Annotated in this window: 25 protein-coding genes and 1 pseudogene; 17 read left to right on the forward strand and 9 right to left on the reverse strand. The window is 56.0% G+C overall.

The annotated features are described in order from the left end of the window. The 9 genes from murD (at nt 1) to lpxC (ending at nt 10,415) form a co-directional block, all read left to right on the forward strand. Nucleotides 1-1,320 (forward strand): UDP-N-acetylmuramoyl-L-alanine--D-glutamate ligase, encoded by a 1,320-nt coding sequence (murD, locus tag ACUTSU_RS18315; protein ID WP_445654541.1) that lies wholly within the window; start codon nt 1-3, stop codon nt 1,318-1,320. Beyond that, complete coding sequence (gene ftsW / locus ACUTSU_RS18320) at nt 1,317-2,519, forward strand: cell division protein FtsW (protein WP_037426050.1); 1,203 nt, start codon at nt 1,317-1,319, stop codon at nt 2,517-2,519. Before murD ends, ftsW begins: the two co-directional genes overlap by 4 nt. Before the next feature lie 3 nt (nt 2,520-2,522). Continuing rightward, a complete protein-coding gene (gene murG / locus ACUTSU_RS18325; RefSeq protein ID WP_445651381.1) occupies nt 2,523-3,587 on the forward strand; it encodes an undecaprenyldiphospho-muramoylpentapeptide beta-N-acetylglucosaminyltransferase in 1,065 nt (354 codons plus the stop codon). Nucleotides 3,588-3,670: 83 nt separating this feature from the next. Then, nucleotides 3,671-5,149: a UDP-N-acetylmuramate--L-alanine ligase gene (gene murC / locus ACUTSU_RS18330; RefSeq protein ID WP_445651382.1), complete on the forward strand. Its 1,479-nt coding sequence runs from the start codon at nt 3,671-3,673 to the stop codon at nt 5,147-5,149. Next, nucleotides 5,139-6,059, forward strand: coding sequence for a D-alanine--D-alanine ligase (locus tag ACUTSU_RS18335; RefSeq protein ID WP_445651383.1), 921 nt, complete (start codon nt 5,139-5,141; stop codon nt 6,057-6,059). The genes murC and ACUTSU_RS18335 overlap by 11 nt, the downstream gene beginning before the upstream one ends. A 1-nt stretch (nt 6,060) precedes the next feature. Next, on the forward strand, nt 6,061-6,912 hold the full coding sequence (gene ftsQ / locus ACUTSU_RS18340) for a cell division protein FtsQ (protein ID WP_099063078.1): 852 nt from the start codon (nt 6,061-6,063) through the stop codon (nt 6,910-6,912). After that, nucleotides 6,909-8,165 carry a cell division protein FtsA gene (ftsA, locus tag ACUTSU_RS18345; protein WP_445651384.1) on the forward strand — a complete coding sequence of 419 codons (1,257 nt, stop codon included), beginning with the start codon at nt 6,909-6,911 and terminating at the stop codon, nt 8,163-8,165. The genes ftsQ and ftsA overlap by 4 nt, the downstream gene beginning before the upstream one ends. 74 nt (nt 8,166-8,239) lie before the next feature. Continuing rightward, nucleotides 8,240-9,394: a cell division protein FtsZ gene (ftsZ, locus tag ACUTSU_RS18350; protein WP_004950150.1), complete on the forward strand. Its 1,155-nt coding sequence runs from the start codon at nt 8,240-8,242 to the stop codon at nt 9,392-9,394. Nucleotides 9,395-9,497: 103 nt separating this feature from the next. After that, the gene (lpxC, locus tag ACUTSU_RS18355) at nt 9,498-10,415 is read left to right on the forward strand and encodes a UDP-3-O-acyl-N-acetylglucosamine deacetylase (protein ID WP_017891607.1); all 918 of its coding nucleotides are present in this window, start codon (nt 9,498-9,500) and stop codon (nt 10,413-10,415) included. A gap of 139 nt (nt 10,416-10,554) precedes the next feature. On the opposite strand, the gene ACUTSU_RS18360 is transcribed toward lpxC, so the two are convergent. Beyond that, a complete protein-coding gene (locus ACUTSU_RS18360; RefSeq protein WP_445654542.1) occupies nt 10,555-11,079 on the reverse strand; it encodes a DUF721 domain-containing protein in 525 nt (174 codons plus the stop codon). Nucleotides 11,080-11,105: 26 nt separating this feature from the next. Here ACUTSU_RS18360 and secM point away from each other — a divergent pair, with 26 nt between their 5' ends. From secM to mutT, 3 genes are all read left to right on the forward strand, one after another. Continuing rightward, nucleotides 11,106-11,639, forward strand: a complete 534-nt coding sequence (gene secM / locus ACUTSU_RS18365; protein ID WP_445654543.1) for a secA translation cis-regulator SecM — start codon at nt 11,106-11,108, stop codon at nt 11,637-11,639. 88 nt (nt 11,640-11,727) lie between these two features. Further along, the gene (gene secA / locus ACUTSU_RS18370) at nt 11,728-14,439 is read left to right on the forward strand and encodes a preprotein translocase subunit SecA (protein WP_445651387.1); all 2,712 of its coding nucleotides are present in this window, start codon (nt 11,728-11,730) and stop codon (nt 14,437-14,439) included. A gap of 101 nt (nt 14,440-14,540) precedes the next feature. Further along, nucleotides 14,541-14,945, forward strand: coding sequence for an 8-oxo-dGTP diphosphatase MutT (mutT, locus tag ACUTSU_RS18375; RefSeq protein WP_445651388.1), 405 nt, complete (start codon nt 14,541-14,543; stop codon nt 14,943-14,945). A 104-nt stretch (nt 14,946-15,049) separates the two neighbouring features. Here mutT and yacG read toward each other — a convergent pair whose 3' ends face one another. Genes yacG through coaE form a run of 3 tightly spaced genes read right to left on the reverse strand, consistent with a single transcriptional unit; the run spans nt 15,050 to nt 16,676 of the window. Next, nucleotides 15,050-15,253, reverse strand: coding sequence for a DNA gyrase inhibitor YacG (yacG, locus tag ACUTSU_RS18380; RefSeq protein ID WP_112348023.1), 204 nt, complete (start codon nt 15,251-15,253; stop codon nt 15,050-15,052). Nucleotides 15,254-15,303: 50 nt separating this feature from the next. After that, the gene (zapD, locus tag ACUTSU_RS18385) at nt 15,304-16,056 is read right to left on the reverse strand and encodes a cell division protein ZapD (RefSeq protein ID WP_445651389.1); all 753 of its coding nucleotides are present in this window, start codon (nt 16,054-16,056) and stop codon (nt 15,304-15,306) included. Nucleotides 16,057-16,061: 5 nt separating this feature from the next. Further along, the gene (coaE, locus tag ACUTSU_RS18390; protein ID WP_445654544.1) at nt 16,062-16,676 is read right to left on the reverse strand and encodes a dephospho-CoA kinase; all 615 of its coding nucleotides are present in this window, start codon (nt 16,674-16,676) and stop codon (nt 16,062-16,064) included. A 460-nt stretch (nt 16,677-17,136) separates the two neighbouring features. Between coaE and ACUTSU_RS18395 the strand changes: the two genes are divergently transcribed. Continuing rightward, nucleotides 17,137-18,180 (forward strand): GMP reductase, encoded by a 1,044-nt coding sequence (locus ACUTSU_RS18395; RefSeq protein ID WP_012005223.1) that lies wholly within the window; start codon nt 17,137-17,139, stop codon nt 18,178-18,180. A 69-nt stretch (nt 18,181-18,249) separates the two neighbouring features. On the opposite strand, the gene hofC is transcribed toward ACUTSU_RS18395, so the two are convergent. From hofC to nadC, 4 genes are all read right to left on the reverse strand, one after another. Beyond that, on the reverse strand, nt 18,250-19,449 hold the full coding sequence (hofC, locus tag ACUTSU_RS18400; RefSeq protein WP_445651391.1) for a protein transport protein HofC: 1,200 nt from the start codon (nt 19,447-19,449) through the stop codon (nt 18,250-18,252). Further along, a complete protein-coding gene (gene gspE, locus ACUTSU_RS18405; RefSeq protein ID WP_445651392.1) occupies nt 19,446-20,891 on the reverse strand; it encodes a type II secretion system protein GspE in 1,446 nt (481 codons plus the stop codon). Before gspE ends, hofC begins: the two co-directional genes overlap by 4 nt. Next, the gene (gene ppdD / locus ACUTSU_RS18410; RefSeq protein WP_445651393.1) at nt 20,888-21,337 is read right to left on the reverse strand and encodes a prepilin peptidase-dependent pilin; all 450 of its coding nucleotides are present in this window, start codon (nt 21,335-21,337) and stop codon (nt 20,888-20,890) included. The genes gspE and ppdD overlap by 4 nt, the downstream gene beginning before the upstream one ends. A gap of 198 nt (nt 21,338-21,535) precedes the next feature. Next, complete coding sequence (gene nadC / locus ACUTSU_RS18415; RefSeq protein ID WP_445654545.1) at nt 21,536-22,426, reverse strand: carboxylating nicotinate-nucleotide diphosphorylase; 891 nt, start codon at nt 22,424-22,426, stop codon at nt 21,536-21,538. A gap of 382 nt (nt 22,427-22,808) precedes the next feature. On the opposite strand from nadC, the gene ampE reads away from it, so the two are divergent. Next, nucleotides 22,809-23,663 carry a beta-lactamase regulator AmpE gene (gene ampE, locus ACUTSU_RS18420; RefSeq protein ID WP_445651395.1) on the forward strand — a complete coding sequence of 285 codons (855 nt, stop codon included), beginning with the start codon at nt 22,809-22,811 and terminating at the stop codon, nt 23,661-23,663. A 60-nt stretch (nt 23,664-23,723) separates the two neighbouring features. Here ampE and hemL read toward each other — a convergent pair whose 3' ends face one another. Further along, complete coding sequence (gene hemL / locus ACUTSU_RS18425) at nt 23,724-25,013, reverse strand: glutamate-1-semialdehyde 2,1-aminomutase (RefSeq protein WP_174354278.1); 1,290 nt, start codon at nt 25,011-25,013, stop codon at nt 23,724-23,726. Nucleotides 25,014-25,191: 178 nt separating this feature from the next. Here hemL and ACUTSU_RS18430 point away from each other — a divergent pair, with 178 nt between their 5' ends. The 3 genes and pseudogenes from ACUTSU_RS18430 to erpA all read left to right on the forward strand — a co-directional run bounded on the left by ACUTSU_RS18430 (nt 25,192) and on the right by erpA (nt 26,223). Further along, nucleotides 25,192-25,356: a hypothetical protein gene (locus ACUTSU_RS18430; protein WP_445654546.1), complete on the forward strand. Its 165-nt coding sequence runs from the start codon at nt 25,192-25,194 to the stop codon at nt 25,354-25,356. Nucleotides 25,357-25,396: 40 nt separating this feature from the next. Beyond that, nucleotides 25,397-25,789, forward strand: a pseudogene (locus ACUTSU_RS18435) (chloride channel protein); the annotation flags it as partial. 89 nt (nt 25,790-25,878) lie between these two features. Then, on the forward strand, nt 25,879-26,223 hold the full coding sequence (erpA, locus tag ACUTSU_RS18440) for an iron-sulfur cluster insertion protein ErpA (RefSeq protein WP_012005231.1): 345 nt from the start codon (nt 25,879-25,881) through the stop codon (nt 26,221-26,223). Nucleotides 26,224-26,236: the final 13 nt, after the last annotated feature.

The raw sequence follows: 26,236 nt of genomic DNA on the forward strand, positions 1-26,236 counted from the left end.
ATGGCGGATTATCAGGGTAAAAAAGTGGTCATCATCGGGCTGGGCCTTACCGGCCTGTCCTGTGTTGATTTCTTTATGGCGCGCGGCGTGACGCCACGCGTTATGGATACCCGCATCTCACCGTCAGGGCTGGACAAGCTGCCTGAAAGCGTTGAGCGCCATCTGGGCGATTTGAATCAGGACTGGCTGTTGGCGGCTGATTTGATCGTTGCCAGCCCGGGTATGGCGCTGGCCACCCCGGCATTAAGCGCCGCAGCGGATGCCGGCGTGGAAATTGTCGGCGACGTCGAGCTGTTCTGCCGCGAAGCACAGGCACCGATCGTAGCCATCACCGGCTCTAATGGCAAAAGCACCGTCACTACCCTGGTGGGGGAGATGGCGAAAGCAGCCGGTTGGGCGGTGGGCGTGGGCGGCAATATCGGCCTGCCTGCGCTGAGTTTGTTACGTCAGGAGTGCCAACTGTACGTGCTGGAGCTATCAAGTTTCCAACTGGAAACCACCTTCAGCCTGCATGCGGCCGCGGCGACCATTTTGAACGTCACCGAAGATCACATGGACCGCTATCCGTTTGGCCTGCAGCAGTATCGTGCAGCCAAACTGCGTGTTTATGAAAATGCTGAAGTCTGCGTAGTCAATGCGGATGATGCGCTGACCATGCCGGTTCGCGGTGCCGATGAGCGCTGCATCAGCTTCGGTGCTGATGTGGGCGACTACCATTTGAACCGCCAACTGGGTGAAACCTGGCTGCGCGTTCGTGGCGAGAAAATCCTCAATACCCGCGAGATGAAGCTGACCGGCCGTCACAACTACACCAATGCGCTGGCGGCGTTGGCATTGGCCGATGCGGTGAATATCCCGCGCGCCTCCAGCCTGAAAGCGCTCACCACTTTTACCGGCCTGGCGCATCGCTTCCAACTGGCGTGGGAACATAACGGCGTACGCTGGATTAACGATTCCAAAGCCACCAACGTTGGCAGCACCGAAGCGGCGTTGAATGGTTTGCAGGTTAACGGCACGCTGCATTTGCTGCTGGGCGGCGACGGCAAGTCTGCCGACTTTTCCCCGCTGGCGCAGTATCTGCAGGGCGATAACGTCCGCCTTTACTGTTTTGGCCGTGATGGCGAACAGCTGGCGCAGTTGCGACCGGAGGCCGCAACCCTGACAGAGACCATGGAACAGGCGATGCAGGTGATAGCCGGTCGGGTGCAGTCCGGCGATATGGTGTTGCTGTCACCGGCATGCGCCAGTCTGGATCAGTTCCGTAATTTTGAAGTGCGCGGCGACGAGTTCGCCCGCCTGGCACAGGAGCTCGGCGGATGAGACTACGCTTGCCGAACTTCGGGCTGACCGAACTGTTTAAAAACTGGGTCGCGGGATCGCGCGATAACGACTCGGTCAATATGGTGCTGTACGATCGCACCTTACTGTGGCTGACCTTTGGGTTGGCCATTATCGGTTTTGTGATGGTGACCTCGGCATCGATGCCGATCGGTCAGCGCCTGGCGGACGATCCTTTCCTGTTCGCCAAACGTGATGCGCTTTACCTCGGCCTGGCGTTCGGCCTGTCGATGGTGACGCTGCGCATTCCGATGGAAGTCTGGCAGCGCTACAGCAACGTCATGCTGCTGATGTCGATTGTGATGTTGTTGATCGTATTGGTGGTCGGCAGCTCGGTAAATGGCGCATCGCGCTGGATCGCGCTGGGCCCGTTGCGTATTCAGCCGGCAGAGCTGTCCAAGCTGTCGCTGTTCTGCTACCTGGCAAGTTATCTGGTGCGCAAGGTTGAAGAAGTGCGCTCCAACTTTTGGGGGTTCTGCAAGCCAATGGGTGTAATGGTGGTGCTGGCGGTATTGCTGCTGGCCCAGCCTGACCTCGGTACCGTGGTCGTGCTGTTCATTACTACGCTGGCGATGCTGTTCCTGGCCGGTGCCAAAATGTGGCAGTTCCTGGCGATTATCGGCTCCGGTGCTTTCGCGGTGGTGCTGTTGATCATTGCCGAACCTTACCGTATGCGCCGCGTGACCTCGTTCTGGAATCCATGGGCCGATCCGTTCGGCAGCGGCTACCAGTTGACCCAGTCGCTGATGGCCTTTGGCCGCGGTGAGTTCTGGGGACAGGGGTTGGGGAACTCGGTACAGAAACTCGAGTATTTACCGGAAGCGCACACCGACTTTATCTTCTCGATTTTAGGAGAAGAACTGGGCTATATCGGTGTGGTTTTTGCATTGTTAATGGTATTCTGCGTCGCTTTTCGTGCCATGTCGATTGGCCGCCGTGCGCTGGAGCTGGATCAACGTTTTTCCGGCTTTTTGGCCTGCTCAATTGGTGTGTGGTTTAGCTTCCAGGCGCTGGTTAACGTCGGTGCCGCGGCAGGTATGTTGCCGACCAAAGGTCTGACGCTTCCATTGATAAGCTACGGCGGCTCGAGCCTGCTGATTATGTCGACGGCGATCGTGTTGTTATTGCGTATTGATTATGAAACGCGTCTGGCTAAAGCCCAGGCGTTTGTGAAGAGGTAAGGGATGAGCGGGAAACCTAAGCGTTTAATGGTGATGGCAGGCGGTACCGGTGGACACGTGTTCCCGGGACTGGCGGTCGCACATCATCTGATGGCGCAGGGCTGGCAGGTGCGCTGGCTTGGAACCGCAGACCGAATGGAAGCCGATCTGGTGCCAAAGCACGGGATCGAGATTGATTTCATCCGTATTTCCGGCCTGCGCGGCAAAGGGCTGAAGGCCCAGTTGAGCGCCCCGTTGCGTATCTGGCACGCGGTACGCCAGGCGAAGGCGATAATGCGCAACTATCAGCCGGACGTGGTGCTGGGCATGGGCGGTTATGTTTCCGGCCCTGGCGGTTTGGCGGCATGGTTGTGCGGTATCCCGGTGGTTTTGCACGAACAAAACGGTATTGCCGGGCTGACCAACCGTTGGCTGGCGCGTATTGCCAAAACCGTTTTGCAGGCATTCCCTGGCGCGTTCCCGAACGCGGCGGTGGTGGGTAATCCGGTTCGTACCGATGTACTGGCGTTACCGCTACCGGCAGAACGTTTGATCGGGCGTGAAGGGCCTCTCCGTGTGTTGGTGATTGGCGGAAGTCAGGGGGCGCGGGTACTGAATCAGACAGTTCCTGAAGTCGCGGCGAGATTGGGCGATAAAATAACGCTCTGGCATCAGGTAGGTAAAGGTGCGCTGGAAAATGTGCTGCGCGACTACGAGAGGGTAGGGCAGACACAGCACAAGGTGGCCGAGTTTATTGATGACATGGCTGCCGCCTACGCCTGGGCTGATGTGGTGGTGTGCCGCTCTGGTGCTCTGACCGTCAGTGAGATCGCAGCAGCAGGTCTGCCAGCGATCTTTGTGCCATTCCAGCACAAAGACCGTCAGCAATATTGGAATGCTCGTCCGCTGGAGGAAGCCGGTGCGGCGAAGATTATCGAACAGCCGCAGTTTAACGCCGATGTGGTGGCTGAACTGCTGGCCAGTTGGGATCGTCCAACGCTGTTGGCAATGGCTGAAAAGGCGCGCGCTGTAGCCATCCCGGATGCTACCGAGCGTGTGGCGGCGGAGCTGGTGCGGGTCGCCAAATAATTTGCAGGGGTTCGGTACGCTGGGCCTGAATTAAAGAATGTCATACAGGGGCCCGGTATGCCGGACCCGGATTAGAGAGAGTGATGAATACACAACAACTGGCGAAACTACGTACTATCGTGCCTGAGATGCGACGCGTCCGGCACATTCACTTTGTCGGCATCGGTGGCGCCGGCATGGGTGGTATCGCCGAAGTGTTGGCTAACGAAGGTTATCAAATCAGCGGTTCCGATCTGGCACCGAATCCGGTAACCCAACAGTTGAGCGCGCTCGGGGCGACGATTTACTTCCATCACCGCCCGGAAAACGTGCTGGATGCCAGCGTAGTGGTGGTTTCTACCGCCATTTCCGCCGACAACCCGGAGCTTGTCGCCGCCCGGGAGGCGCGTATCCCGGTGATCCGTCGCGCAGAGATGCTGGCCGAACTGATGCGCTTCCGCCACGGTATCGCCGTTGCCGGTACGCACGGCAAAACCACCACCACGGCGATGGTGTCGAGCATTTATGCCGAAGCCGGTCTGGACCCGACCTTTGTCAACGGCGGACTGGTGAAGGCAGCGGGTACCCATGCGCGTTTGGGTTCCAGCCGTTACCTGATTGCGGAAGCGGATGAGAGCGATGCATCGTTCCTGCATTTGCAGCCGATGGTGGCGATTGTCACCAATATCGAAGCCGACCATATGGAAACCTACCAAGGCGACTTTGAAAATCTGAAGCAGACGTTTATCAACTTTTTGCACAACCTGCCGTTCTATGGCCGTGCAGTGATGTGTGTTGATGACCCGGTGGTGCGCGAACTGCTGCCACGGGTGGGCCGCCATATTACCACCTACGGTTTCAGTGACGATGCCGACGTACGCATCGAGAGCTACCGCCAGGTTGGGCCGCAGGGCCACTTTACGCTGAGCCGTCAGGACAAACCGTTAATGACGGTAACCCTGAACGCACCGGGCCGTCACAACGCGTTGAACGCCGCGGCGGCAGTGGCAGTGGCAACAGAGGAAGGCATCGACGACGCAGATATCCTGCGTGCGCTGGCCGGCTTCCAAGGTACAGGTCGCCGCTTTGATTCCCTCGGCGAATTTCCGTTGGAGCCGGTAAACGGCAAAAGTGGCAGCGCGATGTTGGTCGACGACTATGGTCACCATCCGACCGAGGTTGACGCAACGCTGAAAGCGGCGCGCGCCGGTTGGCCGGACAAGCGTCTGGTGATGATTTTTCAGCCGCACCGTTACACCCGTACGCGCGATCTGTATGACGACTTCGCCAACGTGCTGTCGCAGGTGGACGTGCTGCTGATGTTGGACGTGTATTCCGCAGGTGAAACGGCGATCCCAGGGGCGGACAGCCGCTCGCTGTGCCGCACCATCCGCAGCCGCGGCAAGCTGGATCCGATTTTGGTTTCCGATGCGGATACCGTGCCGGAAACCCTGGCGCAGTTGCTGCAGGCCGACGATTTGGTGCTGGTGCAAGGTGCCGGTAACGTGGGTAAAGTTGCCCGCAAACTGGCTGAACTAAAGCTGCAGCCACAGAAAAAAGAGGAGGAACACCATGGCCGATAAAGTTGCCGTACTGCTGGGTGGCACCTCTGCTGAACGTGAAGTGTCATTGCAATCCGGCGCCGCCGTGCTGGCCGGGTTGCGTGAAGCTGGCATCGATGCCCACGGCATTGATATCCGTGATTTCCCGGTGACCCAACTGAAAGAACACGGGTTTACCAAAGTCTTTATCGCATTGCACGGTCGCGGTGGCGAAGACGGCACCCTGCAAGGGATGCTGGAGTTCCTCGAGCTGCCTTATACCGGTAGCGGCGTGATGGCTTCGGCGCTGACCATGGACAAATGGCGTACCAAAATGGTGTGGCAGTCGATGGGTTTGCCGGTGGCACCTTATGTAGCGCTGAACCGCAAGCAGTATGCCGGTGCAGAGAAAGCGGCGCTGATTGCCCGCGTGGTAGCTCTGGGCCTGCCGTTAATCGTCAAGCCGAGCCGTGAAGGTTCTAGCGTCGGCATGAGCAAAGTCACTGAGCGCGATGCGCTTGAAGCGGCGTTGGAAGAAGGTTTCCGCCATGACGACGACGTGCTGGTGGAGAAGTGGCTGAGCGGCCCGGAATACACGGTAGCCATGCTGGGCGACCAGGTGCTGCCTTCGATCCGCATTCAGCCGGCAGGCGTATTTTACGACTACCAAGCCAAGTACATTTCGGACGATACCCAGTATTTCTGTCCAAGTGGCCTGAGCGCGGAACAAGAGGCCGAAATGGCCGCATTGGCCTTACGTGCCTACTGTGGGCTGGACTGCAGCGGGTGGGGCCGCGTGGATGTAATGCAGGATAGCGATGGCAGCTTCTATCTGCTTGAGGTGAATACCTCGCCGGGCATGACCAGTCATAGCCTGGTGCCGATGGCAGCGCGCCAGTCTGGTTTAAGCTTCTCGCAGCTGGTAGCGAGAATTTTGGAGTTGGCCGACTGATATGTCGCAAGCTGCCCTGAATGCGCGTGAACGCGAGGTGGATAACAACCCGCGCCGCAGCAATGGAACCCAGTTGGCGGGAATGGTTTTCCTGCTGATGGTGTTGGGAACGGTCCTGTGGAGTGGCTGGGCGGTGATTGGCTGGATGAAAGACGCCAGCCGCCTGCCGCTGTCGCGACTGGTGGTGACCGGTGAACGCCATTACACCACCAACGACGATATTCGCCAGGCGATCCTGGCGCTGGGATCGCCGGGTACTTTCATGACGCAGGATGTCGATATCATCCAGCAACAGATTGAACGCCTACCGTGGATCAAGCAGGCCAGCGTACGCAAACAGTGGCCGGACGAGCTGAAAATCCACCTGGTGGAATATGTTCCGGTAGCGCGCTGGAATGATTTGCACATGGTGGACGCCGAAGGCAAATCCTTCAGCGTGCCGGCAGAACGAATTGGCAAACAGAAGTTGCCGTTGCTTTATGGCCCGGAAGGGAGCGAACAGGATGTTCTGGACGGATATCGGACCATGAGCAGCATGTTAGCGGCCAGCAAATATACGCTGAAAATGGCAGCCATGAGTGCTCGCCACTCCTGGCAGCTGGCTTTGGATAATGATGTTCGGCTGGAGCTGGGACGCGACGATCGCACCGGACGCCTGCAGCGCTTTATCGAGCTTTATCCGGTATTGCAGCAGCAGGGGCAGGCAGAAAGCAAGCGAGTCAGCTATGTCGACTTACGCTATGAGGCCGGTGCATCGGTAGGTTGGGCCCCAGTGTTAATCGACCCGCAGGCAGCAGGCGATCAGCAAAACAGTAATCAGCAACAGAATCAGGCACAGGCAAAACAACAATGATCAAGTCGACGGACAGAAAACTGGTAGTTGGACTGGAGATCGGTACTGCAAAAGTCTCCGCATTGGTAGGGGAAGTTCTGCCCGATGGCATGGTCAACATTATCGGGGTGGGCAGTTGCCCGTCTCGCGGTATGGATAAGGGTGGCGTTAACGACCTGGAGTCGGTAGTGAAGTGCGTACAGCGCGCTATCGATCAGGCTGAACTGATGGCTGATTGTCAGATTTCTTCGGTTTACCTCGCATTATCGGGTAAACACATCAGCTGCCAGAACGAAATAGGGATGGTTCCTATTTCCGAAGAGGAAGTGACGCAGGACGACGTGGAGAACGTAGTGCATACCGCCAAATCGGTACGCGTACGTGATGAACACCGCATCCTGCACGTCATCCCTCAGGAATACGCTATCGATTATCAGGAAGGCATCAAAAACCCGGTTGGGTTGTCCGGCGTGCGTATGCAAGCCAAGGTGCACCTGATCACCTGTCATAACGATATGGCAAAGAACATCGTCAAGGCAGTAGAACGTTGCGGTCTGAAAGTAGACCAACTTATTTTCGCCGGTCTGGCCGCCAGCTATGCGGTACTGACCGAAGATGAGCGCGAACTCGGCGTTTGTGTGGTGGATATCGGCGGCGGCACCATGGATATGGCGGTGTACACCGGCGGTGCGTTGCGCCACACCAAAGTGATCCCTTACGCCGGGAACGTGGTCACCAGCGATATCGCCTACGCCTTCGGCACACCGCCGACAGATGCGGAAGCGATCAAGGTTCGACACGGCTGTGCGCTTGGGTCGATTGTTAGCAAGGATGAAAGTGTAGAGGTGCCAAGCGTTGGGGGGCGTCCTCCTCGTAGTCTGCAAAGACAGACACTGGCTGAAGTTATTGAGCCACGCTACACCGAACTGTTGAATCTGGTTAACGATGAGATTTTGCAATTGCAGGAGCAACTGCGTCAGCAAGGGGTGAAGCATCATCTGGCAGCGGGTATTGTGCTGACCGGTGGCGCCGCTCAGATTGATGGCCTGGCAGCTTGTGCGCAACGGGTGTTCCATACCCAGGTACGCATCGGCCAACCCTTGAACATCACGGGTCTGACGGATTATGCGCAGGAGCCTTACTACTCTACGGCGGTAGGTCTGCTGCACTATGGAAAAGAGTCTCACCTGAGCGGTGAGGCAGAAGTAGAAAAACGCGCCTCGGTGGGCAATTGGTTTAAACGTATCAATAGCTGGCTGAGAAAAGAGTTTTAATGTTTCAACAAAGAGATCATGCTGAGTAATCTTTTTATGATCTCGCAGCGACAGGCACAAAACGGAGAGAAACTATGTTTGAACCAATGGAACTAACCAATGACGCGGTGATTAAAGTCATCGGCGTCGGCGGTGGCGGTGGCAACGCCGTTGAGCACATGGTGCGCGAGCGCATCGAAGGTGTTGAATTCTTCGCCGTTAATACAGACGCTCAGGCGCTTCGTAAAACGGCAGTTGGCCAAACCATCCAGATCGGTAGCGGTATTACCAAAGGTCTGGGTGCGGGCGCGAACCCTGAAGTGGGTCGCAATTCAGCGGAAGAAGACCGTGAAGCCTTGCGTGCCGCACTCGATGGTGCAGACATGGTCTTCATTGCAGCCGGCATGGGCGGCGGTACCGGTACCGGTGCAGCGCCAGTCGTCGCAGAAGTTGCTAAAGATCTGGGTATTCTGACAGTGGCCGTGGTTACCAAGCCTTTCAATTTTGAAGGCAAGAAACGCATGGCGTTCGCTGAGCAGGGTATTGCAGAGTTGTCCAAACATGTGGACTCACTGATCACTATCCCGAACGACAAGCTGTTGAAAGTTCTGGGGCGCGGTATTTCTCTGCTGGACGCGTTCGGCGCGGCTAACGACGTGCTCAAAGGCGCGGTGCAGGGTATTGCCGAACTGATCACTCGTCCGGGCCTGATGAACGTCGACTTCGCCGACGTGCGCACCGTAATGTCCGAAATGGGCTACGCGATGATGGGTTCTGGCGTTGCCTGTGGTGAAGACCGTGCCGAAGAAGCAGCGGAAATGGCGATCTCCAGCCCACTGCTGGAAGACATCGACCTGTCCGGCGCTCGCGGCGTTCTGGTCAACATCACCGCTGGTTTCGACCTGCGTTTGGATGAGTTCGAAACCGTGGGTAACACCATTCGTGCTTTCGCTTCCGACAATGCGACCGTAGTTATCGGTACCTCGCTGGATCCGGAAATGAACGACGAACTGCGCGTGACCGTGGTTGCGACCGGTATCGGCATGGACAAACGTCCGGAAATCACTCTGGTGACCAACAAACAGGCCAGCCAGCCAGTGATGGATCATCGCTACCAGCAGCACGGCATGTCGCCGTTGCCGCAGGAAGTGAAACCTGCCGCCAAGGTAGTTAACGATCCGACTGCGCAGCCTAATAAAGAGCCCGACTATCTCGATATTCCTGCCTTCCTGCGCAAGCAGGCAGACTAAGAATATCCTGAGAATTTGGAATCTCCGCTCTTTGTGCTAAAATGTCCCGCCGGCCATGCTGTATACTTGGTCGGTAGGATTGATAACATTGCGAGATAAAACGATGATCAAACAACGGACATTAAAACGTATTGTTCAGGCGACTGGTGTCGGTTTGCATACCGGCAAGAAAGTCACGCTGACAATGCGCCCCGCGGCGGCTAATACCGGGGTCATCTATCGTCGCACTGACTTGAATCCCCCGGTTGATTTTCCGGCTGATGCAAAATCCGTGCGTGATACCATGCTCTGCACCTGCCTGGTGAACGAGCATGACGTGCGTATTTCTACCGTTGAGCATCTTAATGCCGCGCTGGCTGGCTTGGGTATCGACAACATCGTTATCGAAGTTGACGCCGCCGAAATTCCTATCATGGATGGCAGTGCCAGCCCGTTCGTCTTCCTGTTGCTGGATGCCGGCATTGAAGAACTGAACTCTGCGAAGAAATTCCTGCGTCTGAAAGACACCGTGCGTGTTGAAGATGGCGACAAGTGGGCCGAGCTGTCCCCGCATAACGGGTTCCGCCTGGACTTCACCATCGACTTCAATCACCCGGCTATCGATGCCAGTACGCAACGCTACCGCCTTGATTTCTCTGCCGACTCGTTCGTGCGTCAAATCAGCCGTGCGCGTACCTTCGGTTTTATGCGTGACATCGAGTATTTACAGTCACGTGGCCTGGCGCTGGGTGGCAGCTTTGACTGCGCTATCGTGGTGGATGATTACCGCGTTCTGAACGAAGACGGCCTGCGCTTTGAAGACGAATTCGTACGCCACAAAATGCTGGACGCCATCGGCGACCTGTTCATGTGCGGCCATAACATCATTGGCGCGTTCACCGCGTACAAGTCTGGCCATGCGCTGAACAACAAACTGCTGCAAGCGGTTCTGGCGAAACAGGAAGCGTGGGAATTTGTCACCTTCCAGGACGAAGCCGAAATGCCTTTGGCATTCAAAGCCCCGTCCACCGTATTGGCATAAGCCTATACCCACAGTAATTGGAGTTGCATCGTGGCGGCAAGTGAGCGAAACCCGATGAGCTGACTCAAGTCAGTGATTCGGGTGAGAAAACGCAGCCAACAAAGATGCAGCTTGAAGTATGAAGGGTAGATACTGCTGATTACTTATCACGACTGGTAGCGTTGGCACCTTCTCCGGCCAGCGACGCCAGTCGTTCCAATATTTTGCGCAGTTTTTCTGGGCAACGCGTTGCCAATCCCCTTAATTCCTCAGCACTTTCCTGACTCAGATGACGCATAGGTACCTTCGCCTGCGTGTTTCCTGCGGTTTTTGCGGCGTTCTGCACAAGGTTGCTCCCTTTTGCCATCAAGGCCGGATTAATCCTGATGTCGATCGACGACAATGATGGTAGAATTTGCGCTCGTAGTGCAGATAATAAAGCCGGTTGTTCGTAGCGTAGACGCATCATCCAGCTGGCATTTGCCGTTTCTAGCACTAAAATACCCTGTCGGAAATTTGCGACGCGGCACCAGGGATGCAGTTGAGCCGGTAACACGCCTTTCACTGCACGGTTAAGCTTTAGCAGCGCCACTGCGCGTTGCTGGACGTTATGCAGCGGGCCTTTGTCTTCTGTGTTAGCGTCGTCAAACAGGGAATCTAATAATTGTGGACGGCTATCGCGCATAATGGGCTCCGGCGGATAATAAACTCGTGATCGGTATTCTAAATCGTTGGCGACAATTTGGCAGACGTTATTTCTGGCCCCATCTCCTGTTAGGGATGGTCGCGGCCACGCTTGGCGTACCTACAAATCTGTCCGGCAGCACTGATCAAGCCGCTCTGCCGAGCACTTCATCCAGCCTGAACCGGCAAAATTCCGTCAGCGGTGCCTTTAATAGCCTGGCATTACTGCAGGAAGCGCATCGCCGGCCGACTTTCAATGTCGATTATTGGCACCAGCATGCGCTTCGCACCGTCATTCGTCACCTTTCTTTTGCTCTTGCACCGCAGGCGGTTTTCGCGCGAGCGCTGGAAAGAGAAGCGGAAGCGACCGAACCCCCATTACAGGTAGCGCAACTGGCGCTGCTTTCTACTCTCAACGCGCTGCTGACGCATGAGTCGAAGCCGCCGACCATCATTCGTAATACCCACCATGCCGTGCTGCCTGCCTTTGCGCAGCATCAGACGGGGCTGTGGCTGGCACAGGTGCAGGGCATTCGCGCCGGACCCGTAGCCTTAAGCTGATTTCTTGCCCGTCGGGCGACAAAAAAACCTAAAAATAACAGCAAATTGACGGCCTGTGTTGGCTGTCATGACAGAGATATCAAACATCATGTTAGTGAAATTATTGACCAAAGTTTTTGGTAGCCGTAACGATCGTACACTGCGTCGCATGCGTAAAGCGGTTGAGCAGATCAATCAGATGGAACCGGACATGGAAAAACTGTCCGATGACGAACTGAAAGCCAAGACCAACGAGTTCCGCGCGCGCCTGGAAAAGGGTGAAGTGCTGGAAAACCTGCTGCCGGAAGCCTTCGCCGTAGTGCGCGAGTCGAGCAAGCGCGTGTTTGGCATGCGTCACTTCGACGTGCAGCTGTTGGGTGGTATGGTACTGAACGATCGCTGTATCGCAGAGATGCGTACCGGTGAAGGTAAAACCCTGACCGCAACCCTGCCGGCCTATCTGAACGCCCTGAGCGGCCGTGGCGTGCACGTGGTGACAGTGAACGACTATCTGGCACAGCGTGACGCCGAAAATAACCGCCCACTGTTCGAGTTCCTCGGCCTGAGCATCGGTATCAACCTGCCAGGTATGCCGGCACCGGCCAAGCGCGAAGCTTATGCCGCCGACATTACCTACGGCACCAACAACGAATACGGCTTCGACTACCTGCGCGACAACATGGCGTTCAGTCCGGAAGAGCGAGTTCAGCGCAAGCTGCACTATGCGTTGGTGGATGAGGTTGACTCTATCCTGATCGATGAAGCGCGTACCCCGTTGATTATCTCCGGTCCGGCTGAAGACAGCTCCGAGATGTATATCAAGGTCAACAAGCTGATCCCTAAACTGATCCGTCAGGAAAAAGAAGATTCCGATTCCTTCCAGGGCGAAGGCCACTTCTCGGTTGACGAGAAAGCGCGCCAGGTGCACCTGACCGAACGCGGTCTGATCCTGATCGAAGAAATGCTGATGGAAGCTGGCATCATGGATGACGGTGAGTCACTGTACTCCCCGACCAACATCATGCTGATGCACCATGTGACCGCTGCTCTGCGTGCCCACGTGCTGTTTACCCGTGACGTTGACTACATCGTAAAAGACGGTGAAGTCATTATCGTTGACGAACACACCGGCCGTACCATGCAGGGCCGTCGCTGGTCTGATGGTCTGCATCAGGCGGTGGAAGCCAAAGAAGGCGTGGAAATCCAGAACGAGAACCAGACGCTGGCCTCCATCACCTTCCAGAACTACTTCCGTCTGTACGAGAAGCTGGCGGGGATGACCGGTACCGCCGACACCGAAGCCTTTGAATTCAGCTCTATCTACAAGCTCGATACCATAGTGGTGCCGACTAACCGTCCGATGATCCGTAAGGACATGCCGGATCTGGTCTACATGACCGAGCTGGAGAAGATTGGTGCCATCATTGAAGATATCCGTGAACGTACCGTCAACGGGCAACCGGTGTTGGTGGGGACTATCTCGATTGAAAAATCCGAAGTGGTTTCTCGCGAGCTGACCAAAGCCGGTATCGAACACAAGGTTCTGAACGCCAAATTCCACGCCATGGAAGCGGACATCGTAGCTCAGGCCGGCCAAAGCCGTGCGGTCACTATCGCCACCAACATGGCGGGTCGTGGTACCGATATCGTGCTGGGCGGCAGTTGGCAGGTCGAGATTGAACAGTTGGAGGATCCGACTGAAGAGCAAATTGCTGAAATTAAAGCAGCCTGGAAAATCCGCCATGATGCGGTACTGGCTGCAGGTGGTCTGCACATCATTGGTACCGAGCGCCATGAATCACGCCGTATCGATAACCAGTTGCGTGGCCGTTCTGGTCGTCAGGGGGACGCCGGTTCATCCCGCTTCTACCTGTCGATGGAAGATGCTCTGATGCGTATTTTCGCCTCGGATCGCGTTTCCAGCATGATGCGTAAACTGGGTATGAAAGAAGGTGAGGCCATTGAGCACCCATGGGTCACCAAGGCGATTGCCAACGCACAGCGTAAAGTGGAAAGTCGCAACTTTGACATTCGTAAACAATTGCTGGAATACGATGACGTAGCCAACGATCAGCGCCGCGCTATCTACAGCCAGCGTAACGAACTGTTGGACGTGTCTGACGTTAGCGAAACCATCACCAGCATCCGTGAAGACGTGTTCAAGACCACTATCGACGGCTACATTCAGCCAGAATCGCTGGAAGAAGAGTGGGATGTTCAGGGGCTGACGGAGCGCCTGAAAAACGACTTCGATCTGGATATGCCAATCGCTGAATGGTTGGACAAAGAGCCTGAGCTGCACGAAGAAACTCTCCGTGAGCGTATTCTGGAAAAGGCTAAAGAAGAGTACCAGCGTAAAGAAGAAGTGGTTGGCGTCGAGATGATGCGCAACTTCGAGAAGGGAGTGATGCTGCAGACACTGGATTCCCTGTGGAAAGAGCATCTGGCGGCGATGGACTACCTGCGTCAGGGCATCCATCTGCGTGGTTATGCGCAGAAAGATCCTAAGCAGGAGTACAAGCGCGAGTCCTTCAACATGTTTGCCACCATGCTGGAATCGCTGAAACATGAAGTGATCAGCGTACTGAGCAAGGTACAGGTGCGGATGCCGGAAGAGGTTGAAGCGCTGGAGCTGCAGCGTCGTGAAGAGGCCGAGCGCCTGGCCAAGCAGCAACAACTGAGCCATTATGAAGAAAATGCGCTGGTTACCGAAGATCCGAATGCGCCGGCAACGGCAGAACGTAAAGTAGGGCGTAATGATCCTTGCCCATGCGGTTCCGGTAAAAAATACAAACAGTGCCACGGCCGTCTGCAGAACTAAGACTGGCAATGTTTAATCAATAAAACCCAGGGGTTCAGCGTGCTGAGCCCCTGTTTTTTGGGGTGAAGCCCGTGCCCCGATGAATCAATCAGGAGGATGCGATGAAACATCTGAACATCGCCGTTGGCATCATTCGAAACGCCCAGCAGGAAATCTTTATTACCCGACGCGCCGCCGATTCGCATATGGCCGGTTTCTGGGAGTTTCCAGGCGGCAAGATTGAGCCGGGGGAGACGCCGGAGCAGGCACTTCACCGTGAGTTGCAGGAAGAAACAGGTATTGAAACCGAGCGTGCAGAGTTACTGGAAGTGCTTGAGCACCGTTTTAGCGATCGTATCGTGACGCTAAATTTTTATCTGGTGGAGGGGTGGGCGGGTGAACCCTTTGGCCGTGAAGGCCAGCCTATGCGCTGGGTGAAACAGGTTGATTTGCGGGAGGAGGAATTCCCAGAGGCCAATGTCAGTATTATCAAATTGTTGGTGGCACAGGCGAACGCTGCACAGTAGTCAGGCAAAAGGCCCGGCGTAAGCCGGGCTACAGAGGAGATCAGTGATCGTCTTATTCGACTCGTCCATGATTCTCACCCTTACGGGGCCGCTGCGAGCAGCGTTCAAATCGGTTCCGGACCGATTTGTCTTTCACTCCATTCTTCGCTTTCCGACAGATCGCTGTTGCTGGGAATGCGCTTCTCTTCATCGGCCCACTCGCCCAAATCGATTAACTGGCAGCGTTTACTGCAAAACGGACGGAACGGGCTCACTTCACCCCAAACTACACCTTTGCCACAGGTTGGGCATTTCACTACGGTCGTCATATCTGTTCCTTACTTCCTTCCAACACGTGAAAGGTTTTTATGTCATTGGCTTAGCAACAGGCCAACTCAAAGGTTAATCGTTCCGGTACCACGCCAAACTCACTGTCCAGCGGCAGGAAGCGGATCGCATAGCGCGTCTTATGGCCGGAAATCTGCGGATAAAGTTGGTGTGCCAGATTGATGCGCAAGCGCAATAGATCGGCGCCTTCCGCGTTATCCTGGAAGAAACCGTTCAAACTGATCTGATTGCGAAACTGCCCAGACTGACGGATCAGATCCAGCACCATGGTCAGCGCCTGGTTCAATGGCTCCAGCGTTTGCTGCCATTTGGCTACGTCATCATCACGTTCTTGCTGGGGGGCATGCATCCACATGTGCAGCGTCGGCAAGTCAAAACTGCAACACCCACCGGGGATGCTCAGGCGTTGACGCACCAGGCTGATCAGCCGATCTTCACGCAGCGACTGGCCAAGACGCGGAGCAGACATCAATGCTGCCCCGCACTGTTTCAACTGGCTACGCAACTGATCCACCAGCGACATATCGACACCTGGCACATCGGCCCAGGCCAACAGCTTTTGCTGTTGCCGTTCCAGCTCTTTCAGTAACTCAGTTCGCACTTCGCCGCGTTCCAGCACGTCGAGCAGATCGGCGACGGTACGGAAGAAGGTCAGGGCAATGGCTGTTTCACTCAATGCCCGCTGGCCGTGCAGTTGTTGCAGTAAAAACTCCATACGCAACCAGGTGCGCATTTTTTCATTCAACGGGTGTTCAAAAAGAACGCTTGGGGAAACATCACTCATTCAGTTTAATCCTGTCGGGTCGCTGATGCCGCCAGCTCAAGGTAACGGCGATGCAGTGCGGCAACCAATGGCTCTATCCCCTGAGCGGTGCCGCTATTATCAATTATGTCATCTGCAGCGGCCAGGCGCTGCTCGCGCGTGACCTGCGCGGACAGTATGTTCTGTGCCTGCTGACGGCTGATACCGTCGCGGGCGATGGTTCTGGCCAACTGGGTTTCACTGTCAACGTCGACCACCAGGACGCGATCGGCGCGTGCCTGCAGATTGTTTTCAACCAACAAGGGAACCACCCAAAGTGCATAAGGACTGGTCACTTGCGCCAGTTGGCGTTGGGTTTCCTGATGAATCAGCGGGTGCAGCAGTTGGTTCAGCCAGCTCTTTTCATCAGCGTTACTGAAGATACGCTGACGGAGTGCGGCGCGGTTTAACGTGCCACCAGGCTGCAACATTTCATTACCAAAACGTTTGGCGATAGCCGCCAACGCTGGGGTGCCAGGCTCGACAACTTGCCGGGCGATAACGTCTGCATCGACCACAGTCACGCCATGGTGGGCAAAGGCGTCTGCTACGGTCGACTTACCACTGCCGATACCCCCTGTTAACGCAACAATGTAGGCCATGGTAGGGAATGCACCTGATGTTCATAAAAAAATAATAGACGAATCATAAAGCGATCGCGCAGAAGTGCAAGTCAGCAGGCAGCGCTTGTCTGGCAGCTTGCGCTGTCCGGTGATAAAAAACGCAGTCGGAAAGAGAAAATGAGCGGGCGGTCACACTGCACATTCGCAGGTAAATTTGTCGGATTGTAGCGTAAATAAAGGAGAATTCGCAGTCTTGTCCGGCGATTTTTAGCGCGTATGATAGCGTCACTGGAACTGGCATTAATCTATACCCGTCATTCTTCAAGCTGCAGGTGTGTTGACTGCGAGTGTTCACCCGAATCACTTACGTGAGTAAGCTCATCGGGACTCTCACTCTTGCCGCCTTCCTGCAACTCGAATTATTTAGGGTTATACCCCGTCGCTTTTCAAGCCATTGCGTTCTTGCGATCCGTCGCCATAAACCAGGAAATCATTAGTCATGCGTATTGAAGAAGATTTGAAGTTAGGCTTTAAAGATGTGCTGATTCGCCCTAAGCGCTCCACGCTGAAAAGCCGCTCAGAAGTTGAACTGGAGCGTCAGTTTACCTTCAAACATTCCGGCTTGAGCTGGTCCGGCGTCCCTATTATCGCCGCTAACATGGACTCGGTCGGTACATTCAGCATGGCAGAGGCCCTGGCTTCCTTCGACGTACTCACCGCTGTACACAAACACTATACCCTTGAACAATGGGCCGCATTTGTGCAGCGCGTACCGGCATCGGTGCTGCGCCACGTTATGGTCTCAACCGGCACTTCAGAAGCTGACTTTGTGAAGATGCAGCAAATTCTGGCCTTGTCGCCGGGGCTGAAGTTTATCTGCATCGACGTCGCCAACGGTTACTCAGAGCATTTTGTCGCCTTCTTGCAGAAAGCGCGTGAAGCCTGTCCGAACCACGTAATCTGTGCCGGTAACGTAGTCACTGGTGAAATGGTAGAAGAGTTGATCCTGTCCGGTGCCGATATCGTCAAAGTGGGGATTGGCCCAGGGTCAGTCTGCACCACCCGAGTGAAAACCGGCGTGGGTTACCCGCAGCTGTCTGCGGTGATCGAGTGCGCCGATGCGGCACACGGCCTGGGCGGCCAGATTGTCAGCGACGGTGGCTGTTCGGTACCGGGCGACGTAGCGAAAGCTTTTGGTGGCGGCGCGGACTTCGTCATGCTGGGCGGCATGCTGGCGGGTCATGATGAGTGCGAAGGTACCGTAGTGGAAGAGAACGGTGAGAAATTCATGCTGTTTTACGGCATGAGTTCCGAGTCAGCGATGAAACGCCACGTCGGCGGTGTTGCTCAGTACCGTGCGGCCGAAGGCAAAACCGTCAAACTGCCATTGCGTGGTGAGGTTGAGTTTACCGTCCGTGACATCCTGGGTGGCCTGCGCTCCGCCTGTACTTATGTTGGTGCAGAGCGTTTGAAAGAACTGACCAAACGCACCACCTTCATCCGTGTAGCAGAGCAGGAAAACCGCGTATTCGGCAGTAACTAATCCGGTTCGCTTCAGCCTGACCAAACCTCGGGTGCAGCTTAATGATGCTGTGCCCAGGGTTCTCCAGCGTTAACCCAAAACATTCCCCAACTGGAATATCGGCAAATACATGGCGATCACCAGCGTGCCGACAATCCCGCCTACCACCAGCATCAAGATCGGTTCCAGCGTTTGCGCCAGCGTATCGGCCAACTCAAAAGTTTGCTGTTCATGCCACAGCGCCAGTTTGCCCAACAGCGTATCTAACGAACCTGATTCTTCGCCCACCCGGACTAACTGCTGACAAAGCGCGGGGAAAAGCGCCTGCTCCCCCAACGCGCTGTGGAAAGTCTGGCCCTGCGCTATCTGTTGCTGCACCTTTTCCATCGCCTGACGGTAAAACAGATTGTCCACCGACAGCGCTGCGGCGTTCAATCCTTCCACCAGCGTGAGCCCGGCCTGTTGGGTCATGGCCAGAATGCGGAATATTTGGCTCAGGCAACCGCCTTTGATCAGTTGAGCTATCAACGGCAGGCGCAGCAATACGGCCTGTTCGCGTCTGCGCCAGTGTGGTTGCGGGTGCAATTGGCGAAAATAGGCAAATAGCGTGCAGCCCAGTATCGCCGCCAGCCAGGGGCCGCCGTGGCTCAACTGGGTGGAAAAGTTCAGCAGTCCCTGGGTAAACCACGGCAGTGGGGCATCGAAAGACTGGTAGACGCCGGCAAATTCCGGCAGCACCATGACCAACATCAGAATGCTCACCAACAGCGCAACTGCGCAGATAAACAAGGGATAACGCAGCGCCTTAACCACTTTCTTTTGCAATTTTTGCTGTGCTTCCTGTTGTTGGGCCAGTTGTCGACAGCACTCATCCAGGTGACCGGTCAGTTCCCCAATGGCGATCAACTGGCGGTATATCAGAGGAAAGATGGCATGTTGCCCGGCGATGACCTCGGAAAAGGGTTGGCCTTGTCGCACCTGTTCGCTGATGTCTCGCAGCAGGCAGCGCCAGGCGGCAGACGGGTGTTCCGTCGCCAGCAATTGCAACCCGCTGACCAGCGGCAACCCCGCCTGTAGCAAGGTGGCAAGTTGACGGGTGAACTGGATTAAGGGTTCTCCGTGCCACTGACTGGGAGCAATACGTTTCCCGCGGTTAATCTGGCAGGGCTGCAGCCCTTGTTCAATCAGCCAGTGGCTGACCAAATTTTTTTCGCTGCTCATCAGTTCGCCCTCGCACAGTTGGCCCTGTGGGTCAACCGCCTGCCAGAGGAAAAGGCGCTGCGCCTTCACGGAACTTTCTCACCGGCAATGATACCGACAATGCGATACACCTCTTCCAGCGAGGTGATACCTTGCGAAACGAGTGTTAACCCGGCTTGCAGCAACGTTGTCTGCCCTTGCTGTTGGGCAATGTCGGCCAGTTGGCCAGGAGCTGCGCCCTGTAACAGACCGGTCTGCACCTCTGGGGTGATAGTGAGCAATTCATACACCCCAATGCGGCCGTAGTAGCCGCCAAAGCAGTGCTCGCAGCCGTCGGCTTGCCAGGGCAACAAGGGTATGGCCCAAATTGCGGCGGGGAACCGAACCGGCTGGCTTTGCTGATAGCGGCAGTGGCTGCAAAGTTTGCGCACCAGCCGCTGGGCGATCACCAGCTTCAGGCCAGCGGCAATCAGATAGCCGGGAATACCCATATGGGTCAGGCGCGTCAGGGTTTCGCTGGTGGAGTTGGTGTGTAATGTGGACAACACCAGATGGCCGGTTTGCGCGGCTTTAACCGCTATCTCTGCCGTTTCCCTGTCGCGGATTTCACCGATCATGATCACGTCTGGATCTTGTCGCAGCAAGGCGCGTAAAACGCGGGAAAAATCCAGATCGGTTTTGGCATTAATTTGCGTCTGATTAACGCCGAACAACGGGATCTCGATCGGATCCTCGACGCTGCATAAATTACTTTGCGCATCATTCAACTGACGCAGGCCGCTGTACAGGGTGACGGTTTTACCGCTACCGGTCGGGCCGGTGACAAGGATCATACCCTGTGGACAAGACAATGCCGCGGCAAACTCCGCTAATGCCGCCGGATCCATTCCCAGCCGATCCAGCGGCAGCTCCTGGCGTTCGGTTTGCAGGATCCGCAGCACTACTTTTTCGCCGTGTAGTGTGGGCAGAGTGGCGATGCGCATTGAGTAACTGGCGTTATCCAATAGCACGCTGAGCTGGCCATCCTGCGGCAGGCGACGTTCGGCAATGTCCAACTGCCCCATGATCTTCAGTCGGGCGGTGAGACGAGCGGCGAGCGTGAACGGCGGTGAGGCTATCGCCTGCAGTACCCCGTCGATACGTAGCCGGATACGCAGCGTCTGTTGGTAAGGCTCGAAATGAATATCCGAGGCACGCCGTTGAATGGCGATGCGCAGCGTCTGATTGATAAACTGCACAACGGGGGCGTCACTGTCGTCGTTTAACGAGGCCGCGTCAGGCTGTGCCTCCGGCACTGCTGGCGGGAGTCGATCGCCTTGTATTTGCCGTTGGTCCAGTTCCATTTCCAGTCGGGCAGCCGGCCACTGTTCCAGATGAATACGCTTGCCGGTGGCGAAACGCAGCGCCGACAGCAGCGCCTGTGGTGCCTCCGCTGTCAGAGCCACATTCAGGCAGTACTCATCTTCGCTGAGCGCCAGCGCCTGGTAACGCCGGCACAATGCATGGATTTCGTCGCTGATTGCCGCACTCATGGCGTTGGCGCCGTGGCGGTGGTGTCAAAACGGAAAACTTCCTGGCAGGTTTCCTGCAGATTGGCGTTGCTGCTGGTGCACTGACGTGTCCAGCGTGTCAGTCCGCTGGCGTTTTGGGTCGGGGTCAGAGTGACCGTTAGCCCTTGCAGCGTTTGCGTACCGGTCAGAGAGATTACCCCCTGGTTGACCTGAACCGCGCTGACGTAACGTGAGGCGTCACCGGCAGGGATACCTTTGCTACCGGCATTACAGCCAGTGGGCGCACCGCTGTCGAGCACGCATAGCTCAACGGCCAGCTTATACGGCGTCATGGTTTGCAGCATGTCGGTCATCGCTGCTTTTTGGATATAGCGCTGGTAGGCGGGAATGCCTATGGCGCTCAGAATGGCGATAATGGCGATCACCACCATCAGTTCAATCAGGGTAAAACCGCGCTGTGTTTCCATTTGTTGTTGCCTCCGTGTGAATGTGGAAGCAAAGGTAAGCGTACAGGGCGTGGGCTTCGAGCGGGTTATGGCTGTTTTGCGTTGCAGTTCCACAGCAATTAATCAGCATTGCACCAGAGGGAAAAAGGATGAGGCGAGCTTCGCAATTCTGACGGGAAAATACCTCCCCGATGGACAGGGAGGTAGGGATGACGGAGTTTATTTAAAACGCATTGACAGATCGAGCGCGGTCACGTGTTTGGTCAGGGCGCCAACAGAGATGTAGTCCACGCCGGTTTCGGCGAAGGTACGCAGGGTTTTACTGGTCACGTTACCTGAAACTTCCAGTTGGGCACGCCCCTGAGTTTGCGCCACGGCAGCACGCATCATCTCGACGCTGAAATTATCCAGCATGACGATGTCGGCACCGGCATCCAGCGCCTGCTGCAGTTCGTCCAGCGATTCGACTTCCACTTCGACCGGCACGTCGGCATGCAGCCAGAATGCCTTCTCGACCGCCTTTTTAATTGAACCGGAGGCAATGATGTGGTTTTCCTTGATAAGGAAGGCATCGGAAAGCCCCAGACGATGGTTACTGCCGCCGCCGCACAGCACGGCATATTTCAGCGCGGTGCGCAGCCCTGGCAGGGTCTTGCGGGTGTCCAGCAGGCGGGTTTGCGTGCCCTGCAACAGCGCCACATAGCGGCTGACTTCGGTCGCTACGCCGGAAAGCGTCTGGACAAAATTCAGTGCGGTGCGCTCACCGGTCAACAAGACCCGCGCCGGGCCGGTCAGTTTGCAGAGCGGCTGGTCTGGGAGCAGGCTATCGCCGTCCGCTACCTGCCATTCCACTTTCACCTGGTTACCCAGTTGAATGAAGACTTCATTCAGCCAGCGTTGGCCACAAAAGATGCCGGGCTCGCGGGTAATAATAGTGGCTTCGGCATGGGTGTCGGCCGGTAATAATTGCGCGGTAATATCGCGTTCGGCATCGACTTCACCACCCAGGTCTTCACGCAGCGCCTGGGCAACGGCATAGGGGATATCGCTTTCAATTCGTTCAAGAAGCTCGGTGCGGCGACTGTCGGCACTGTAGCGGCGTGTCGGCATAGAAAACTCCGAAATGGACGGTAAGAACGTAGGGGGAACATGCTACTCTGTTGCCATGATAAGTACCACCGCAGCGCGATGGTTTCGATTGCTGACAAAGCAGGAAAAAACGTGGTTTTTCCTGCTTTGTCTTTGTGGTGATCAGCCAAAAATCAATAAATTGATTTTTCTGGTTGTTTCTTTTTCGCTCTCTACACATTCTGTAACGAAATGAGGTTTGTTAACAATCTGTACCACCGCAGCGCGATGGTTGCGTCGCTAATCTGGCATTAATCCGATCCAGGGTAGATATTTGATCGGGGGGTAATCTGGCATCTCTGGAACAACCCGGCAAGCCCGATGACGCTATGCTTGGAACAATGGAAAGGGAGAGGAGTCGCTAATGACGCTGTTTACGCTGTTACTGGTTCTGGCGTGGGAACGTTTGTTCAAGCTGGGTGAGCATTGGCAGTTGGACCATCGCCTGGAGGTGGTGTTTCATCGGTTGCACCGGTTCTCGCTGGCGCAGACGTTGCTGATGACCCTGGCCTGGATGGTGGTGGTCGGGGGCATTCTGTGGCTGTCTCAAGGGCTGTTTTTCGGCGTAGTGACGCTGTTGCTGTGGATTGTTATAGATTTGCTGTGCGTGGGTGCAGGCATCAAGCGTAAACACTATCGCGCATATTTGAAAGCGGCGCGGCAGGGGGATGTTCATGCCAGCGACCAGATGGCGGAGGAGTTGGCACTGATCCACGGTTTGCCGGTGGATTGCAGCGAAGAGCTACGCCTGCGTGAACTGCAAAATGCGCTGCTGTGGATTAACTTCCGTTATTATCTGGCTCCGCTGTTCTGGTTCGTGGTTTGCGGGCCTTACGGGCCGATTGCGCTGGCGGGCTACTCCTTCCTGCGTGCTTACCAAACCTGGTTGGCGCGCCATAATACCCCGCTGGAGCGTTCGCAGTCGGGCATCGATCATCTGTTGAGCTGGCTGGACTGGATCCCGGTGCGCCTGGCCGGCGTGGCTTACGCCCTGTTTGGACATGGTGAGAGAGCACTGCCGGCATGGTTTGCATCGCTGGGCGATCTCCATTCTTCGCAGTATCAGGTGCTGACGCGGCTGGCACAGTTCTCACTGGCGCGTGACCCCCATATGGATCCGGTACAGACCCCGCGAGCGGCGGTAACTCTGGCACGTAAGGTGACAATGATTATCGTGGTGGTGGTGGCACTGCTGACGATTTACGGCACCTTGCTCTGACGGCAAAGTTTGAAAATAAAAACGGGCGCTTAGCGCCCGTTTTTATTGGATAGTCAAAACTTACAGCTTGGCGAAGCAGCGACGTGCGGCATCGATAGTGCGCTGAATGTCTTCTTTGCTGTGAGCAATGGACATAAAGCCGGCCTCGAAGGCCGAAGGTGCCAGATAAACCCCTTCCTCCAGCATCAGATGGAAGAAACGCTTAAAGCGCTCTACATCGCACTGCATCACGTCCTGATAGCTGGTGACTGATGGCGCATCGGTAAAGAACAGGCCGAACATACCGCCAACGTGGTTCACCACCAGTGCGATGTTTTCTTCTTTAGCCGCGTGCAGCAGGCCGCTGGCCAGCATATCGGTCAGTTCGGTCAGCGTCTGGTGGACACCCACCTGCGAAACTTCGGTCAGGCAGGCAAAGCCAGCCGCCATCGCAATCGGGTTACCGGACAGCGTGCCTGCCTGATAGACTGGGCCGGTAGGGGCCAGCGCTGCCATCACTTCACGACGGCCGCCAAACGCGCCGACAGGCATGCCGCCACCGATAATTTTACCCAGGCAGGTGAGATCAGGCACCACATCGTAATAAGCCTGTGCCCCGGCCAGCGCCACGCGGAAGCCGGTCATGACTTCATCGATAATCAGCAACGCACCGTACTTGTCGCACAGCGCGCGCAGGCCCGGCAGGAATTCCGGCAGTGGTGGTACGCAGTTCATGTTACCGGCGACCGGCTCGACGATGATGCAGGCGATCTCGGAAGGGTACTGTTCGAATGCGGTGCGTACCGAGTCCAGATCGTTAAAGGTGCAGGTCAGGGTGTGCTTGGCAAAGTCGGCCGGCACGCCCGGGGAATTTGGTTGGCCCAGAGTGAGCGCGCCAGAGCCGGCTTTTACCAGCAGGCAGTCGGCGTGGCCGTGGTAGCAGCCTTCAAACTTGATGATTTTATCGCGGTTGGTATAGCCGCGCGCCAAGCGAATGGCACTCATGGTGGCTTCGGTCCCTGAGTTCACCATGCGTACCATATCCATGGTCGGCACCAGTTCGGTGACCAGTTCCGCCATTTTGACTTCCATTTCGGTAGGGGCACCAAAGCTCAGGCCACGCTGTGCCGCTTCAATGACTGCGTCGCGGATCGCCGGGTGGTTGTGTCCCAGTACCATTGGGCCCCAGGAACCGACGTAGTCGATATAGGCTTTGCCGTCGACGTCGAACAGGTAAGCCCCGTCCGCTCGTTCGATAAACAGTGGCACACCGCCAACGCCGTTGAATGCACGCACCGGAGAGTTAACCCCGCCTGGGATTACCTGTTTTGCCTGGGCATACAGACTTTCGGACTTGCTGTGTAAGCTCATAAATCGGCTCCTGGATTCTGTTGGAATGATTTGACCGCGCTATTCTAGTGAAGTGTTCGTCGATATGAAACGATCACAGACAGATACCTATTTTGAGGGGCGGTCAGTTGGCAGGTAGGCTAGGATAATCGGCTGGCCTATTTGTATTACATTTAATTCCATTAATGAATAACCCATTATGGCTGAATTACAGCAACAGCCGCCGTTAGCGCGGGCTCCTCGCCTGAAACGCAGTGACGCGGTGCGTCAGCTTCTGCGCCGTGATAAAACGCCGGTGGTGATCCTGCTCATGGCGGCGCTGGTGGGAACCCTGGCGGGTTTGCTCGGCGTGGCGGTTCGATAAAACTGAAACACGCCATTCGTTGCTGGCTACCGGTGCGGTGGCCGGCCTTTCTGCCGCTTTCAATGCGCCGATGCTGGCGCTGGGTAGGCTGTTTGGTACCGCCTTTGGTCTGGCCGGTGCCCATTTGTTCCCCGCGTACTGCATCGAGGCCGGTACCTTTGCCATTGCCGGTATGGGCGCTCTGTTTTCTGCCACGGTGCGTGCGGCCCTGACCGGCATCGTGCTGGTGTTGGAAATGACCGATAACTACCAGCTGATACTGCCAATGATTATTACCTGCCTGGGTGCTACCCTGGTGGCCCAGTTCCTCGGAGGTAAGCCGTTGTATTCCTCAATATTGGCCCGTACCTTATAGCGTCAGGAAGCGAGGCTGGCGCGCGAAGCGGCAGATAAAACAGGTAAAGAAGATACAACAAATGCGGTGAATACTTGAACGCGACACTCAGGTATTAGATAATCAATAACATTAATCCGGTCGCCATTGTAGCGGCCTGATGCAGAACAATGTTGGGAGTAAAGAGTATGAGTGATGAAACAGCACTGCCCCTGCAATTTACCGAGGCAGCAGCAAGCAAGGTTAAAGTCCTGATTGCTGATGAAGAAAATCCGGATCTGAAGTTGCGGGTTTATATTACCGGTGGCGGCTGCAGCGGATTCCAGTACGGCTTTACTTTTGACGACAAGGTCAACGATGGTGACATGACCATCGAGAAGCAGGGGGTTGCGCTGGTGGTAGACCCAATGAGCCTGCAATATCTGGTCGGTGGCTCAGTCGATTATACCGAAGGGCTGGAAGGCTCCCGCTTCGTGGTGACCAACCCGAACGCTAAAACCACCTGCGGTTGCGGATCCTCGTTCAGCGTCTGATCCTGCCTGCAAC

The organism is Serratia sp. NA_13, assembly GCF_052691735.1.